This window comes from Pseudomonas sp. NY15364 (assembly GCF_048068235.1).
Lineage (GTDB): Bacteria > Pseudomonadota > Gammaproteobacteria > Pseudomonadales > Pseudomonadaceae > Aquipseudomonas > Aquipseudomonas mendocina_D.
Genome location: NZ_JBLUPX010000002.1, coordinates 123,305 through 137,457, shown reverse-complemented (window position 1 = coordinate 137,457; position 14,153 = coordinate 123,305). Strand labels below are relative to the sequence as shown.

Annotated in this window: 15 protein-coding genes; 10 read left to right on the top strand and 5 right to left on the bottom strand. The window is 63.8% G+C overall.

Annotated elements, in window-relative coordinates; translation table 11 throughout:
• Positions 1-51: 51 nt before the first annotated feature.
• The 5 genes from uvrD (at position 52) to ACNFCJ_RS02965 (ending at position 6,387) form a co-directional block, all read left to right on the top strand.
• Positions 52-2,235: a DNA helicase II gene (gene uvrD, locus ACNFCJ_RS02985; protein WP_416769745.1), complete on the top strand. Its 2,184-nt coding sequence runs from the start codon at positions 52-54 to the stop codon at positions 2,233-2,235.
• A 169-nt stretch (positions 2,236-2,404) separates the two neighbouring features.
• Entirely contained in the window at positions 2,405-3,499 is a 1,095-nt protein-coding gene (locus ACNFCJ_RS02980) for a TRAP transporter substrate-binding protein (protein WP_416769743.1), read from the top strand.
• Between the two features lie 49 nt (positions 3,500-3,548).
• Positions 3,549-4,631, top strand: coding sequence for a TRAP transporter substrate-binding protein (locus ACNFCJ_RS02975; RefSeq protein ID WP_416769742.1), 1,083 nt, complete (start codon positions 3,549-3,551; stop codon positions 4,629-4,631).
• A 174-nt stretch (positions 4,632-4,805) separates the two neighbouring features.
• Complete coding sequence (locus ACNFCJ_RS02970; protein ID WP_416769741.1) at positions 4,806-5,387, top strand: TetR/AcrR family transcriptional regulator; 582 nt, start codon at positions 4,806-4,808, stop codon at positions 5,385-5,387.
• A gap of 145 nt (positions 5,388-5,532) precedes the next feature.
• Positions 5,533-6,387 carry a Tim44 domain-containing protein gene (locus ACNFCJ_RS02965; protein WP_416769739.1) on the top strand — a complete coding sequence of 285 codons (855 nt, stop codon included), beginning with the start codon at positions 5,533-5,535 and terminating at the stop codon, positions 6,385-6,387.
• 122 nt (positions 6,388-6,509) lie between these two features.
• Here ACNFCJ_RS02965 and ACNFCJ_RS02960 read toward each other — a convergent pair whose 3' ends face one another.
• The gene (locus tag ACNFCJ_RS02960) at positions 6,510-6,980 is read right to left on the bottom strand and encodes a GNAT family N-acetyltransferase (RefSeq protein ID WP_416769738.1); all 471 of its coding nucleotides are present in this window, start codon (positions 6,978-6,980) and stop codon (positions 6,510-6,512) included.
• A gap of 104 nt (positions 6,981-7,084) precedes the next feature.
• Here ACNFCJ_RS02960 and ACNFCJ_RS02955 point away from each other — a divergent pair, with 104 nt between their 5' ends.
• The gene (locus ACNFCJ_RS02955; RefSeq protein ID WP_037005543.1) at positions 7,085-7,492 is read left to right on the top strand and encodes an SMI1/KNR4 family protein; all 408 of its coding nucleotides are present in this window, start codon (positions 7,085-7,087) and stop codon (positions 7,490-7,492) included.
• 196 nt (positions 7,493-7,688) lie between these two features.
• Here the strand turns inward: ACNFCJ_RS02955 and ACNFCJ_RS02950 are convergent, their stop codons facing one another.
• Positions 7,689-8,342: a GntR family transcriptional regulator gene (locus ACNFCJ_RS02950; RefSeq protein WP_416769737.1), complete on the bottom strand. Its 654-nt coding sequence runs from the start codon at positions 8,340-8,342 to the stop codon at positions 7,689-7,691.
• Between the two features lie 248 nt (positions 8,343-8,590).
• On the opposite strand from ACNFCJ_RS02950, the gene ACNFCJ_RS02945 reads away from it, so the two are divergent.
• The gene (locus ACNFCJ_RS02945; RefSeq protein WP_416769736.1) at positions 8,591-9,985 is read left to right on the top strand and encodes an aspartate aminotransferase family protein; all 1,395 of its coding nucleotides are present in this window, start codon (positions 8,591-8,593) and stop codon (positions 9,983-9,985) included.
• Between the two features lie 90 nt (positions 9,986-10,075).
• Positions 10,076-11,443, top strand: a complete 1,368-nt coding sequence (locus tag ACNFCJ_RS02940) for a glutamine synthetase family protein (protein ID WP_416769735.1) — start codon at positions 10,076-10,078, stop codon at positions 11,441-11,443.
• 47 nt (positions 11,444-11,490) lie between these two features.
• Here the strand turns inward: ACNFCJ_RS02940 and ACNFCJ_RS02935 are convergent, their stop codons facing one another.
• Together ACNFCJ_RS02935 and ACNFCJ_RS02930 are read right to left on the bottom strand one after the other, a co-directional pair.
• Positions 11,491-11,766, bottom strand: a complete 276-nt coding sequence (locus tag ACNFCJ_RS02935) for a hypothetical protein (protein ID WP_416769734.1) — start codon at positions 11,764-11,766, stop codon at positions 11,491-11,493.
• Positions 11,763-12,482, bottom strand: a complete 720-nt coding sequence (locus tag ACNFCJ_RS02930; protein ID WP_416769732.1) for a tetratricopeptide repeat protein — start codon at positions 12,480-12,482, stop codon at positions 11,763-11,765. The genes ACNFCJ_RS02935 and ACNFCJ_RS02930 overlap by 4 nt, the downstream gene beginning before the upstream one ends.
• Before the next feature lie 84 nt (positions 12,483-12,566).
• On the opposite strand from ACNFCJ_RS02930, the gene ACNFCJ_RS02925 reads away from it, so the two are divergent.
• On the top strand, positions 12,567-13,061 hold the full coding sequence (locus ACNFCJ_RS02925) for an acyl-CoA thioesterase (protein ID WP_416769731.1): 495 nt from the start codon (positions 12,567-12,569) through the stop codon (positions 13,059-13,061).
• Positions 13,062-13,097: 36 nt separating this feature from the next.
• Here the strand turns inward: ACNFCJ_RS02925 and ACNFCJ_RS02920 are convergent, their stop codons facing one another.
• Positions 13,098-13,631, bottom strand: a complete 534-nt coding sequence (locus ACNFCJ_RS02920; RefSeq protein ID WP_416769730.1) for a zf-TFIIB domain-containing protein — start codon at positions 13,629-13,631, stop codon at positions 13,098-13,100.
• 122 nt (positions 13,632-13,753) lie between these two features.
• Here ACNFCJ_RS02920 and ACNFCJ_RS02915 point away from each other — a divergent pair, with 122 nt between their 5' ends.
• On the top strand, positions 13,754-14,149 hold the full coding sequence (locus ACNFCJ_RS02915; protein ID WP_416769729.1) for a DUF3301 domain-containing protein: 396 nt from the start codon (positions 13,754-13,756) through the stop codon (positions 14,147-14,149).
• The last annotated feature ends 4 nt before the right edge of the window (positions 14,150-14,153 follow it).

Below are 14,153 nucleotides of genomic sequence, written 5' to 3'. Positions count from 1 at the left end.
ACGCTCGGCCAACGGTTTGCCCTCCCCTGTCCCGCCCCCTAGAATGCCGCGATGCAAAATGACCTCGATCACAGACTCACTACCCTCAATCCCGCCCAGCACCACGCGGTTACCACACCGCCTGGTCATCAGCTGGTGCTGGCCGGCGCCGGCTCGGGCAAGACCCGCGTGCTGGTGCATCGCATCGCCTTCCTGATCCAGCGCCTGGACGTGTCGCCGCACAGCATTCTGTCGGTGACCTTCACCAACAAGGCTGCTGCCGAGATGCGTCACCGCATCGAAGACGTGCTCGGCCACGCCCCTGCCGGCATGTGGGTCGGTACCTTCCACGGTCTGGCCCACCGCTTGCTGCGCGCACACTGGCAGGAAGCCAAGCTGGCCGAGAACTTCCAGATTCTCGACTCCGACGATCAGCAGCGCCTGATCAAGCGGGTAATCCGCGACCTAGGCCTGGATGAACAACGCTGGCCGGCCAAGCAGGCGCAGTGGTTCATCAACGGGCAGAAGGATGAGGGCATCCGCCCGCAAGGCATCCAGGCCAGCGGCGACCTGTTCCTGGCCACCATGCGCAGCATTTATGAAGCCTACGAGGCAGCCTGCGCGCGCACCGGCGTCATCGACTTCGCCGAGCTGCTGCTGCGTGCCCTCGACCTGTGGCGCGACAACGCCGGCCTGCTGGAGCACTACCAGCGCCGCTTCCGCCATATCCTGGTCGACGAGTTCCAGGACACCAACGCCGTGCAGTACGCCTGGCTGCGCTTTTTGGCTAAGGGCGGCGAAAGCCTGATGGTCGTGGGCGACGACGATCAGTCGATCTACGGCTGGCGCGGCGCGAAGATCGAGAACATCCAGCAGTTCGACAGCGATTTCGCCGATGCCGAGATCATCCGTCTGGAGCAGAACTACCGCTCCACCGCCAATATCCTCAATGCCGCCAACGCGCTGATCGCCAACAACCAGGGCCGCCTCGGCAAGGAGTTGCGCACCGACGTCGGCGATGGCGAGCCGCTGGCCCTGTATGCCGCCTTCAACGAGCACGACGAAGCGCGCTACGTGGTGGAAACCATCGAGGACGCGCTGCGCAAGGACGGCCTCAAGCGCAGCGAGATAGCCATTCTCTATCGCTCCAACGCCCAGTCGCGGGTGCTGGAAGAGGCGCTGCTGCGCGAGAAGATCCCCTACCGCATCTACGGTGGTCAGCGCTTCTTCGAGCGTGCCGAAATCAAGAACGCCATGGCCTATCTGCGTCTGCTCGACGGCCGCGGTAACGATGCGGCGCTGGAGCGCATCATCAACGTGCCGGCGCGCGGCATCGGCGAGAAGACCATCGAAACCATCCGCGAGTACGCCCGCGCCCATGACGTGCACATGTGGGAGGCGATCCGCCTGATGCTGACGGTCAAGGCGCTGCCCGCTCGCGCCTCGGGGGCCCTGGCCGGCTTCATCGAACTGATCGACAGCCTGGCCGAGCAGGTCCTGGCCATGCCGCTGCACCAGATGACCCAGGTGGTCATCGAAAAGAGCGGCCTGCTCGCCTATCACGAGGCGGAAAAAGGCGAGAAGGGCCAGGCCCGGGTGGAAAACCTGGAGGAACTGGTCAGCGCCGCACGCACCTTCGAGAACGATGAAGACGACGAGCTGACCCCGCTGCAGGCCTTCCTCACTCATGCCTCGTTGGAGGCCGGGGACACCCAGGCCGCCGAGAACGAAGACAGCATTCAACTGATGACCCTGCACAGCGCCAAGGGCCTGGAATTCCCCCTGGTGTTCCTGGTGGGCATGGAAGAGGGTCTGTTCCCGCACAAGATGAGCCTGGAAGAACCGGGCCGATTGGAAGAAGAACGCCGCCTGGCCTATGTCGGCATTACCCGTGCCATGCAGAAGCTGGTGATCAGCTACGCCGAAACACGGCGTCTCTACGGTAGCGAGACCTATAACAAGGTGTCGCGCTTCGTCCGCGAAATCCCCGCACCGCTGATTCAGGAAGTACGCCTGAGCAACAGCGTCAGCCGCCCGGTGAGCACCAGCTCGATGGGTGGCGGCAGTCTGTTCGCCGGCAGCGCCGTACCGCAAACGCCCTTCAGTCTGGGCCAACGCGTACGTCACAGCCTGTTCGGCGAGGGCACCATCCTCAATTTCGAGGGTGCTGGCGCCCAGGCGCGGGTCCAAGTGAATTTCGAAAACGAAGGCAGTAAGTGGTTGATGCTGGCGTACGCCAAGCTCGAAGCCGTATGAAGAGCCTATGCACGATCAGCTGCGCGTCGGCCCTACTGCGTTAAAAACAGGCTTGGAATGCTCATGTACAAAAGTACACTCCGCTTCCTCGCCTATTTTTGCCTTGTAGGACTCTAGCTCGCATGCTCGTGAATAGGCTCTGAGTACCTACCGTATCTGGAGATAATCGATGAATCGCCGCAATCTGTTCGGCACCGCCCTGGCGCTGATCGCCGCCATCGGCCTGGTTGGCTGCAAAGAAGACAAGGCTGCCAGCGAGCAAGCCGCTGCCAAGCCGGCAGAAATCATCCACTGGAAAATGGTCACGTCCTGGCCAAAGAACTTCCCTGGTCTGGGCACCTCTGCCGAGCGCCTGGCCGAGCGCATCAACGCCATGAGTGCCGGGCGTCTGACCGTCAAGGTCTACGCCGCTGGTGAGCTGGTACCAGCGCTGGAAGTGTTCGATGCCGTCTCGCGCGGCACCGCCGAGATGGGCCATGGCACCCCGTACTATTGGAAAGGCAAGGTGCCAGCTGCGCAGTTCTTCAGCAGCGTGCCGTTCGGCCTCTCCACCCTGGAGATGAACGCCTGGCTCAGCCACGGCGGTGGCCAGGCGCTGTGGGACGAAACCTACGCTCCCTACGGTGTGAAGCCGCTGTCGGCGGGCAACACTACCATGCAGATGGGCGGCTGGTTCAATAAGGAAATCAACAGCCTGGACGACATCAAAGGCCTGAAGATCCGCATGCCGGGCCTCGGCGGCGAAGTCTGGAGCCGTCTGGGTGCGATCACCGTCAACCTGCCGGGCGGCGAAATTTTCACCTCCCTGCAGACCGGTGCCATCGATGCCACCGACTGGGTCGGCCCCTATAACGACCTGGCCTTCGGCCTGCACAAGGCTGCCAAGTACAACTACTTCCCGGGCTGGCAGGAGCCGCAGGCGGTGGTCGAGGCCATGGTCAACCAGAAGGCTTTCGACGCACTGCCGACCGACCTGCAGGCCATCGTCGTCGAAGCCGCGCGTGCCGCGACCCTGGACATGATGGACGACTACGTGTTCAACAACGCCAAGGCGCTGCAAAGCCTGAAGAGCGAAGGCGTGCAGTTCAAGCGTCTGCCGGATGACGTGCTGCAAGCCATGCGCGAGCAGTCCAATCTGGTGCTCGAGTCTTTGGCCGCCGAGAACGATCTCAACGGCCGCATCTGGGCCTCGCAGAAAGCCTTCCTGGAAGAGGCCAGCGCCATGCAGGAGCTGACCGAGAAAGAACTGTACAACTGGCGTTGAGCCAACCGAACGGGGCTGAAAAGCCCCGTTTTTCTTAGGGATTGCGCCCATGCATCTTCGTTCGCTGCTTCTACTGCCCCTGCTCGCCTTCAGCCTGATCGGCTGCAAGGAAGACTCCCCGCCGGCCAACCAGGCCACCGCTCCCGCGCAAAGCTTCCATTGGAAGATGGTCACCACCTGGCCGAAAAACGCGCCCGGCACCGGCACCGCAGCCGAACGCCTGGCCGAACGCGTCAACGCCATGAGCGCCGGGCGCCTGACCATCAAGGTCTACGCCGCTGGCGAGCTGGTGCCGGCGCTGGAAGTGTTCGACGCGGTCTCCCGCGGCACGGCCGAGCTCGGCCACGGCACACCCTACTACTGGAAGGGCAAGGTGCCAGCGGCGCAGTTCTTCGGTGCGGTGCCCTTCGGGCTGTCCACCCTGGAAATGAACGCCTGGTTGAACAAGGGCGGGGGGCAAGCGCTGTGGGACGAAGCCTACGCGCCATTCGGCCTCAAGCCGCTGACGGCGGGCAATAGCACCATGCAGATGGGCGGCTGGTTCAACAAGGAAATCAACAGCCTGGCTGACATCAGGGGCCTGAAAATCCGTATGCCGGGCCTCGGCGGCGAAGTCTGGAGCCGCCTGGGTGCGACCACCGTGGTGATGCCGGGCGGCGAAATCTTCACCTCGCTGCAAAGCGGCGCCATCGACGCCACGGACTGGGTCAGCCCTTACAACGACCTGGCCTTCGGCCTGCACAAAGCCGCCAAGTACTATTACTACCCGGGCTGGCAGGAACCACAGTCAGTGCTCGAACTGCTGATCAACCAGAAAGCCTTCGACGCCCTGCCCGCCGACCTGCAGGCCATCGTCACCGAAGCGGCGCGCGCGGCGACCCAGGACATGATGGACGACTACGTCTACCACAACGCACTGGCGCTGGATGAACTGAAGAAGAGCGGCACGCTGCTCAAGCGCTTCCCCGACGAAGTGCTGCAGGCGATGCAAAACGAGAGCGAACAGGTGCTGGGCGAGCTGGCCGCACAAAGCGAACTCAATGGCCGCATCTGGGCCTCGATGCAGGCGTTCCAGGCGCTGGCTATCCCCATGCATACACTCTCGGAAAAGGAGCTGTACGACTGGCGCTGAGCCGCTCAGCGCTATAGCCCTTGCCCTTGTGGGAGCCCCGCCCCGGGGCGAAGCTTTAACCCAGCTTCGCGGCGGGGCGCCGCTCCTACCCATACGGCGCGGCTACATCTAACCTATCGGACTCCGTTTGTCGTTCCAGGCTGCACCTCCAGCCCTGGCGGCCATACTTCAGGAATGAAGAAAAAGCCGACCGACCCTGCCCACATTCTTGATAACGCTCTACAACTGGCCGACGTCTGTGGCTGGGAGCGCCTACACCTGTTCGACGTCGCCGCCGCGCTCGACATCGGCCTGGACGATATCGCCCGCCATTACCGCGACAAGGACGACCTGGTGGAAGCCTGGTTCGACCGCGCCGACCTGGCCATGCTCGGTCACGCGAAAAATCCCGGCCTGCAGGGGCTGAACGCCGAACAGCGCCTGGAAAGTTGCCTGCTGGCCTGGCTAGACAGCCTCGCCGCACATCGGGCCATTACCGGCCAGATGCTGCTGTACAAGCTCGAGCCCGGGCATATCCACCTGCAGGTGCTCGGCCTGATGCGCGTCAGCCGCACCGTGCAGTGGTGGCGCGAAGCAGCCGGCCGGCAAAGCCTGCACCTGCGCCGTATCGTCGAAGAAACCCTGCTCACCAGCGCCTACCTGCGCAGCTTCGTGCATTGGCTGCGTCATCCCGAAGAAGACGCAGCAACCTTCCGCGCCTTTCTGCGTGCTCAACTACGCTGCGGCCCGCTGCCTCTGCTACTGCAACGCCCGTAGGGTGCGCCAGGCGCTTCGGTACCAAGCCGGGCAGGCACGGCGCCATCCAGTGCAGGCAAAAGCCGGAAACATTCTGTCACTGGTCATGCCCCCCCTATGACGGGCAAGATGCCGGCCAAGCTTTTCCATAAGAGAGAAAACCGTGATGCAGCGTTTCCTCAGTATCGCCATGGTTCTGTGCCTGGCACTGACCTTCAGTTTCGAAGCCCACGCCAAGCGTTTTGGCGGTGGCAAATCCTTCGGCTCCGCGCCCAGCCACCAGACCCGTCAGGCCACACCGCCAGCGCAATCGGCTGCCCAGGCACCCGGTCGTCAACAGCCTGCCGCTGCAGCCAGCGGTGCTTCGCGCTGGCTCGGCCCGCTGGCCGGTCTGGCCGCCGGTGGCCTGCTGGCCTCGATGTTCATGGGTGACGGTTTCGAAGGCCTGCAGATCATGGACATGCTGATCTTCGGCCTGATCGCCTTCCTGCTGTTCCGCTTCCTCGCCGCACGTCGCGCCCGCCAACAGCCGCAAATGGCCGCTGCCGGTGCGCCGTACCAGCGTGAAATGCCGAACGCCGACAACGCGCCGGCCGCTGGCAGCAATATTTTCGGTGGTCGTCTGGCCTCGGCCGCTCCGGTGATTAACGCCCCGGCATGGTTCAACGAGCAGAGCTTCATCGCCGCCGGTCGCGAACACTTCATGAACCTGCAGCAGCACTGGGACGCGAACGAGATGGAGAAGATCGCCGAGTTCGTCACGCCGCAACTGTTGGAGTTCCTCAAGCGCGAGCGCGCCGAGCTGGGTGACGGCTTCCAGTCCACTTATGTCGATAACCTCGACGTGCAACTCGATGGTGTCGACGACAACGCCGAGAAGACCATCGCCACCCTGACCTTCAGCGGTGTGTCGAAGACCTCGCGCTTCGACCAGGGCGAGCCGTTCAGCGAAAGCTGGCGCCTGGAGCGCGCCCAGGGCGACAACCAGCCCTGGCTGATCGCTGGCATTCGCCAGAACTGATCGCGACGACGCAGAAAAAACCTGGGCTTGCCCGGGTTTTTTATTGCGGCATTTGCCGGTTATCGCGGCTGAAGCCGCTCCTACGGCGTGGGAGGCGCTTTAGCGACGACGTCCCGTCCCCATCACGACAGATCCTTAGCAGCCCGGCGCATGCCGATATGCGGGATGTCGTCCTCCAGATACACCTCGGTCACCGCCTCGAAGCCATAACGCCCGTAGTAGCCCTGCAGGTGCGCCTGCGCCGATAGATAAACCGACACCCCCGACCAACGCTGACTACACTCGACCAGCGCCCGCTCCATCAGCCGATGGCCCAGCCCGTTGCCGCGCGCCCGCTCGGCGATCACCACCCGACCGATCACCACCTCGCCGTCCATGCGCTGCGGATCGAGCAAGCGCAGATAACCCACCAGCCCAGATTCATCACGCGCCAGCAGGTGGCAGGTGTCACCGACCAGGTCCTGGCCATCGGTTTCCAGATAGGGGCAGTTCTGCTCGACCACGAACACCTGGGTGCGCAGTGCCAGCAGTTCATAGAGGGTCGCAGCATCGAGTTCGCTGTGGTGCAGGCAGTGCCAGGTAAGAGATGACATGAAAGGCTCCGCAAAAGCGCCAGTATGCTGTGACAACGACATGTTTTCATTCTGCCGGCCAGCTACTGTATAAAGCCGATCCCCCAAGATCAGGAGCCGACGCCGTGGAAGAAGTCATCGAACAGCTGCGCGAACTCAACGAGCCGGTACCGGTACCGCTGGAGCTGCCGGAAGAAGAGACCCTGGTGGAGATTCAGGAGCAGATCCTCATCCACTTGCCCTTCGAGCTGCGCGAATACCTGCTCAAGGTCAGTGATGTGGTCTACGGCCGCCTGGAGCCGGTGACCGCCAGTGATCCGCAATCGCACACCTACCTGCCGGAAGTCGCCTCGGTGGCCTGGGATCTCGGCCTGCCGCGCGATCTGGTGCCACTGTGCCAGGACGGCCGCGACTACTACGCGGTGGACGTGGAAGGCCAGGTCTGGCTGTGGGACGGCGACGAAGGCGAGCTGACCGACGAAAGCTGGGACTCGGTCTGGCACTGGTGCCGTGACGTCTGGCTGGAAAGCTAAGCAGACCGCCGCCGATCAGGAAACCGGCCACTGTAGGGCGGACTCAGGAGCGCAGCGAACAGTCCGCCAAATAGGGCGAGAATCGCACTCCACGTATTCCATGAGCCCGCAACGGCGTACTGCTTCGCGAACGGATCGCCGCCCGGTACGCCCTGCAGTGCGACAACATGGACAGCCGAGTCCGCCCGACGGCCATTCACACCTCGCCCTGCTCCAACGCCAGCAGGTTGAGCAGAAAGCGCGCGAAGTAAAGCAGATCCTGTTCCATCGCCTGGCGAGCGCCCTTGGCGTCGCCGGCTTCGATAGCAGCAAAGGCGTCTTCATGAAAGTCATTGAGCCGCAGCGACAGGTCGGCGCCGGTGAACAGCCGGTTGAAGAAGGGGCCGATCTGCAGCCATAGCGACTCGATCGAACGCAGCAACACCGGGTTGCCACATGCACCGTACAAATGCAGGTGAAACTGGCTGTTGGCGTTGAGGTAGTCCTGCACCTGGCGCTGCTCGATGGCGGCGTCCATGCGCTGCACGCAGTCACGCAGCAGGGCCAGGTCGCTGCTGTCCAGGCGCGGCGTGGCCAGCTCCACTGCCAGGCCTTCCAGGGCCAGGCGCACCTGAAAGATGTTTTCGTAGCGCTCGCGGGTCATCGACGGGACGCGCACCGAGCGCTGCTGCTCGCCCTCCAGAACGCCCTCGGCCACCAGCCGCTGCAGGGCCGCGCGAACCGGCATCGGGCTGGTGCCCCATTCGGTGGCCAAGTCGCGGATCTTCAACCGCTCCCCAGGCTGGAAACGCCCGACCAGCAGTCCTGAGCGGATGTTCTGATACAGCTGCTCCTGCAGATTGTCAGCCATGTGCCACCTCCATCGGAGGCGCCGGCAATTGGGCAAGGGTCAAGCTACAGTCACGCATGGGAGGCTCCGATTGAAGATGCGGCGAGTCTACGACAGGAACTGATTTTGTGTGAAAAACGGCTGAATACAAAATTTTTTGTGATCACAAATAGAGATTTTAAAGCCAAAATAATCGATCTGGATCTAAGCGTTTACTATTTTGTGATCACAAAATATCATGCCGGCAGCATTCAATCGAGGTATGCCCCATGACCACCGCCAGTGGCATCAGCCAAGTCGCCGTTGACCGTTTCGTCGCCGCCGAGCGCGAGCGCTTCCTGTCCCGCAATCCGAAGTCCGTGGCCCTGGCCGAGCGCGCCCGCCACTCGCTGTACGGCGGCGTGCCGATGCACTGGATGGCCGACTGGTCGACACCGGTACCGCTGTTCGTCGAGCGTGCCAAGGGCGCACGTTTCTTCGATGTGGACGGTCACGAGTACATCGACTTCTGCCTGGGTGACACCGGCACCATGTTCGGCCACTCCCCCGACCCGGTGGCCCGCGCCCTCGCCGAACAAGCGAATAACGGCCTGACCACCATGCTGCCGGGCGAGGACGCAGTGGTTTGCGGCGAGCTGCTGGCCCAGCGTTTCGGCCTGCCCTACTGGCAGGTGACCGCCACGGCAACAGATTCGAATCGCTATGTGCTGCGCTGGGCGCGCGCCATCACTCAGCGCAAGACCCTGCTGGTGTTCGACGGCTGCTACCACGGCACTGTCGACGACGTGATGGTGCGCGAGCGCGACGGCAAGACCGTGCACCGCTCCGGTCTGGTCGGCCAGGCCTATGACCTGACCGAGCACAGCCGCGCCATCCACTTCAACGATGTCGCAGCGCTGGAGGCGGCGCTTGCTCAGGGTGACGTCTGCGCCCTGCTCTGCGAACCGGCGATGACCAATATCGGCATGGTGCTGCCCGATCCGGGCTTCATGCAGAAATGCCGCGAGTTGACGCGTAAGTACGGCAGCCTGCTGATCATCGACGAAACCCACACCATCTCCACCGACATCGGCGGCTGCACACGCCTGTGGAACCTGGATCCCGACTTCTTCGTGGTCGGCAAACCGATCGCTGGCGGCGTGCCCTGCGGCATTTTCGGCTGCAGCGCGGCGATGGCCGATGCCATGACTCAGGCCCGCCACCGCGCCAGCGCAGAAAGCCACGGGCATGGTCACAGCGGCATGGGCACCACCCTGTCGGCCAACGCCCTGGCCATGCACTGCATGCGCGCCAACCTGGAACAGGTGATGACCCAGGCGGCCTACGACCACATGCTGCCGCTGGCGGCGCGTCTGGCAGAGGGCTTCCGTCAGCTGATCGACAAGCACGGCCTCAAGTGGTCGGTGACCGAGCTGGGCGCGCGTTGCGAGTTCCAGTTCTGCGCCACGCCGCCACGCACCGGCGCCGAGGCCGAAGCGGCGTTCCATGACGAGCTGCAGATGGCCCTGCACCTATATCTGATCAACCGCGGCATTCTGATCACGCCATTCCACAACATGACCCTGTGCTGCCCGAGCACCACAGCGCAGGATGTGGAAAAGCTGATCACGATGCTCGATCAAGCCCTCACCGAGCTGCTGGCCATCCCCGGCGCCCGCGAGTAATTCATCGATCAGCCTGTGGGAGGGGCTTTAGCCGCGACAGTCGCCGCTAAAGCCCCTCCCACGAGATAACGACTCACTGTGAGAATCACCATGCAATTCGCCAACCCGCAGGAAGCCCGCGACTTTCTCGCCGCCCACCCCGAGGTCCGCAGCATCGAGCTGATGCTGATCGACGCCAACGGCATCCCGCGCGGCAAGCTGCTGCATCGCGACGAGCTGCTGGCCATCTACGAAAACGGCCGACCGCTGCCCAGCTCGATCCTGTCGCTGACCATCCAGGGCGAGGACGTCGAGGAAAGCGGCCTGGTCTGGGAAGTGGCCGACGCCGACTGCTGGACCTACCCACTGCCCGGCAGCCTCACCCTGCAACCCTGGCGCGTGGTGCCCACCGGCCAGGTGCAGGTGAGCATGCACCCGACCCAGGGTCTGCCGGCCACGCCGGGCGACCCACGCCACGTGCTGGTACGTGCCATCGAGGCGCTCAAGGCCGATGGTTATCACCCGGTAATGGCGGTGGAGCTGGAGTTCTACCTGCTGGACAAGCAGCGTGACGCCAATGGCCGCCCACAGCCCGCCGTACAGATGAACGGCGTGCGCCCACAGGCGCCGCAGGTCTATGGCGTGTACGAGCTGGAACAGGTGCAGCCATTCCTCGACGATCTCTACGCCGCCTGCGAGGTGCAGGGTTTGCCAGTGCGCACGGCGATCTCCGAATACGCGCCGGGCCAGCTCGAGCTGACCCTGGAGCACCGTTTCGACGCCCTGCAGGCAGTGGACGAAGGGGTTCGCTACAAGCGTCTGGTCAAGGGCGTGGCCAACAAGCATGGGCTGCAGGCCTGCTTCATGGCCAAGCCGTTCGGCGACCTGGCCGGCAGCGGCATGCATATGCACGTATCGCTGGCCGATGCCGAGGGCAACAACCTGATGGCCAGCGAAGACCCTCAGGGTACGCCGCTGCTGCGTCACGCCATTGGCGGCATGATGGCCACCCTCAACGACGCCCTGGCGATCTTCTGCCCCAACGCCAACTCCTTTCGCCGCTTCCAGGCCAACAGCTACGCGCCGCTGGCCAAGAGTTGGGCGGTGAACAACCGCACCGTGTCGTTCCGCGTGCCGGGCGGGCCGGCGGGCAGCCGCCACGTCGAGCACCGCATCTGCGGTGCCGATGCCAACCCCTATCTGGCGGCAGCCGCGATCCTCGCCGGCATCCACAAGGGCATCCGCGAGCAGCTCGACCCAGGCGCAGCCATCGTCGGCAATGGCTACAAACAGGCCCGCGAAACGCTGCCCACCGACTGGCTCACCGCCCTGCGCAACCTGGAAGATTCGAGCTGGGCACGCGAAGCGCTCGGCGAGGATTTCCTCAAGGTGTTCCTTGCGATCAAATGGGCCGAGTACCGCCAGTTCATGGGAGAGGTGGGCGAGCAGGACTGGCGCTGGTACCTGACTCACGCCTGATCGTCGCGGACGATAAGTTGGCGGCGAGCCCTGCCGCATATCCTTATCTACAGCGGCATGCAACGCCCGTTGAATCCTGCCTCGTGCGGGCCGTCGAAGCACAGCTGGCCGCGTCCATCGGGCTCGGCCAGCTGTGTCGGATGGTAGGGGTTGCGGACATCCGGCATGCTGGCCAGGCGTTCGGCATCGAAAGGCCCTGGAGGCAGGCTCACCACCGCGGCCAGCAAGCGGCGCTTCGCCTCCAGGTCATGCAAACGCCCGGCATACCGGCGCATGTCCGGGCCGGCAACGGTCAGCAGGATATTGCCGGCCCGTCGGCTCACGGACGCACCTGCGCATCGACTTTGATGTAGTCGCCCGCCACGCTGATGCCCATGCCGCCATAGTCCTGGCAGCCATCGGCGAACACTTCCAGCACGCGCAGCGAGATTCCCTCGCGCAGCAGACTCACCGCGCAACCAGCATTCAGCGCGGCATCCTCCAGGCGCATCTGCACAGCGTCGCCGACCAGCTTGCCCTCAAGCTCACCGACGGCCGCCGGGCCGTACTCCTCGACCCGCGCCCCCGCGCGCAACGGCGCGAAGCTGGCGTGATAACCGCCGCCAGGAATCTCGCTGATCTGCAGTTCGCTCCACACCGCCTGGCCGCTGTAGCGCAGGTAGCGGCCTACCGGGCTGGCAATCAATGCCGGGTAATCCAGCGCCTGGCTGACCTTGATCAGGTTGTGCCGCGTTGCCGAACCGTAAAGGTTGGTGTCCAGTGCCAACTGCAGCCAGGCGCGGGCCATGCCGGCGTCACCGGCGCGCAGGTTGGCCAACATCAGATTGTTAACGGCGAGCTCGAGCCCAGCTTCATCTTCGTTCTCGACGCGACGCAGCTGACGTTCGAAGGACTCGATGGCCGCCTCGAAACGACCGGCCTGATAGGCGGCCGTGCCCTCCTGGTTGCATTGCGCCGGTGTATCGCACGTTTGTTCGGCCATTACCGGCAGGGCGAGCAGGCCAAGCAACATAAGCGGAATGTGGCGCAAGGGCATCATCTGGCATCCTAACCAAGCTAAACCTCATATTAGCCGGGCAACGCACAGCGCGGCAGCGCACAGCCTCCCAATTTCGGAGTCACCATGGAAGCCGGAACCGCACAACTGACGATGACCGTACTGATGACCCCGGACATGGCCAACTTCTCGGGCAACGTCCACGGCGGCACCCTGCTCAAATACATGGACGAAGTCGCCTACGCCTGCGCCAGCCGCTACGCAGGGCGCTACGTGGTGACGCTGTCGGTGGATCAGGTGATCTTTCGCGAGCCGGTGCATGTCGGCGAAATGGTCACCTTCCTCGCCTCGGTCAACTATTGCGGTCGCACCTCCATGGAAGTCGGCATCAAGGTGATCACCGAGAACATCCGCGAACGCTCGGTACGCCATACCAACAGCAGCTTCTTCACCATGGTGGCGATGGACGAGCAGGGTCGTCCGGCAGTGGTACCCGAACTGCACCCGGACACACCCGACGGCCTGCGCCGTCAGCGCCAGGCCAAACAGCGCCGGCAGATTCGCGAGGAGTTGCAACAGCGCTACCAGGCGTTGAGCGAAGAGAAGAACGCCGAAGCGTAGGGCAGGTGCAACCAGCCGCCGATGGCGCCTCACGCCTCAGTCGTGACCGATATAGAACAGCAGTTCGCGACGCTGCGGGTGGTCCTTGAGCCAGGCGCGAATTTCGTCAGCACGAACGATGGCGTCCTCGCCGGCGATGCGGCTGAAGCGCTCGCGCCGGGCCTGTTCGCTGGCCTCCTGCCGTACCTGGCGCTGCCAGGCGTCGGTGAAGATCGCCGGCATGCGCTGGCTCAGTTCCAGAGCCTTGAGCAGCTGCCATTCGCCGCTGTCCAGCCAGGCTTCATCGCACGTGCCGCACAGGTCGAGACGATTGGCCCGAGTGCCGCTGATCTGAAACTTGCTCATCAGCTTGGCGCACTTGGGGCAGCTCAGGGCATGGCTGGTTTCGCCCACTTCAGCCTCGGCGGCCAGTTCGCTTGATGTCTCTTGTGCTGGCTGGCGCTCGGCCCAATCGCGGTAATGCAGCAGGCTGACCAGCGTGCCTCGGCACTGGGCGCAGCCATGGCCGAGCAGGCCATCTTCGAGTTTTGCCGGTTGCAGGCGAGTCGTACGGCAGGCGGGGCAATGCATGGTGACGTCCTTTTCATCTGAAGAGAGCGAACGCTAATGCACAGCCGACGCATGGGCAAGCCACTGTGCTGAGAAGCACGTGGCAGATAAGCTAAGCTCTGTCTCCCGAAGCTGGAGTCGCCATGATCAACCTGTTCGATGTGTTCCTGCTGATGCTGTTCGCAGCTGCCTGCGCCTGGCTATGGCGTGGCCACGGTATTCGCGAGCGTGCGCTGGCCTTCGCCAAGCAGCACTGCGCCAAGCTCGACGTGGAGCTGCTCGATGGCGCCGTGGCATTGCGCCGTCTGGCCATCCAGCGTGATGCCAGAGGCCATCGTCGCCTGGCGCGACTCTATGACTTCGAGTTCACCGTCACCGGCGAGCAGCGCCTGCGCGGGAATATCAGCATGTTCGGCCCGCATCTCGGCCGCATCGAACTGCAGCCCCACCCGATATTGGAACCGCAGCCCGAACCGGTTGCGGTGCAGCAGCCAGGCAATGTCATCCGACTGGAAGACTGGCGGCGCAAGGCGCAATAGCGCC

Excerpts from the sequence above, each read along its gene's own strand:
- ACNFCJ_RS02970 (WP_416769741.1), top strand. The coding sequence starts at position 4,806 with ATGAAGAAAAAGCCGACCGACCCTGCCCACATTCTTGATAACGCTCTA.
- ACNFCJ_RS02965 (WP_416769739.1), top strand. The coding sequence starts at position 5,533 with ATGCAGCGTTTCCTCAGTATCGCCATGGTTCTGTGCCTGGCACTGACC.
- ACNFCJ_RS02915 (WP_416769729.1), top strand. The coding sequence starts at position 13,754 with ATGATCAACCTGTTCGATGTGTTCCTGCTGATGCTGTTCGCAGCTGCC.
- ACNFCJ_RS02945 (WP_416769736.1), top strand. The coding sequence starts at position 8,591 with ATGACCACCGCCAGTGGCATCAGCCAAGTCGCCGTTGACCGTTTCGTC.
- ACNFCJ_RS02925 (WP_416769731.1), top strand. The coding sequence starts at position 12,567 with ATGGAAGCCGGAACCGCACAACTGACGATGACCGTACTGATGACCCCG.
- ACNFCJ_RS02960 (WP_416769738.1), bottom strand. The coding sequence starts at position 6,980 with ATGTCATCTCTTACCTGGCACTGCCTGCACCACAGCGAACTCGATGCT.
- ACNFCJ_RS02920 (WP_416769730.1), bottom strand. The coding sequence starts at position 13,631 with ATGCATTGCCCCGCCTGCCGTACGACTCGCCTGCAACCGGCAAAACTC.
- uvrD (WP_416769745.1), top strand. The coding sequence starts at position 52 with ATGCAAAATGACCTCGATCACAGACTCACTACCCTCAATCCCGCCCAG.
- ACNFCJ_RS02975 (WP_416769742.1), top strand. The coding sequence starts at position 3,549 with ATGCATCTTCGTTCGCTGCTTCTACTGCCCCTGCTCGCCTTCAGCCTG.
- ACNFCJ_RS02930 (WP_416769732.1), bottom strand. The coding sequence starts at position 12,482 with ATGATGCCCTTGCGCCACATTCCGCTTATGTTGCTTGGCCTGCTCGCC.
- ACNFCJ_RS02940 (WP_416769735.1), top strand. The coding sequence starts at position 10,076 with ATGCAATTCGCCAACCCGCAGGAAGCCCGCGACTTTCTCGCCGCCCAC.
- ACNFCJ_RS02980 (WP_416769743.1), top strand. The coding sequence starts at position 2,405 with ATGAATCGCCGCAATCTGTTCGGCACCGCCCTGGCGCTGATCGCCGCC.
- ACNFCJ_RS02950 (WP_416769737.1), bottom strand. The coding sequence starts at position 8,342 with ATGGCTGACAATCTGCAGGAGCAGCTGTATCAGAACATCCGCTCAGGA.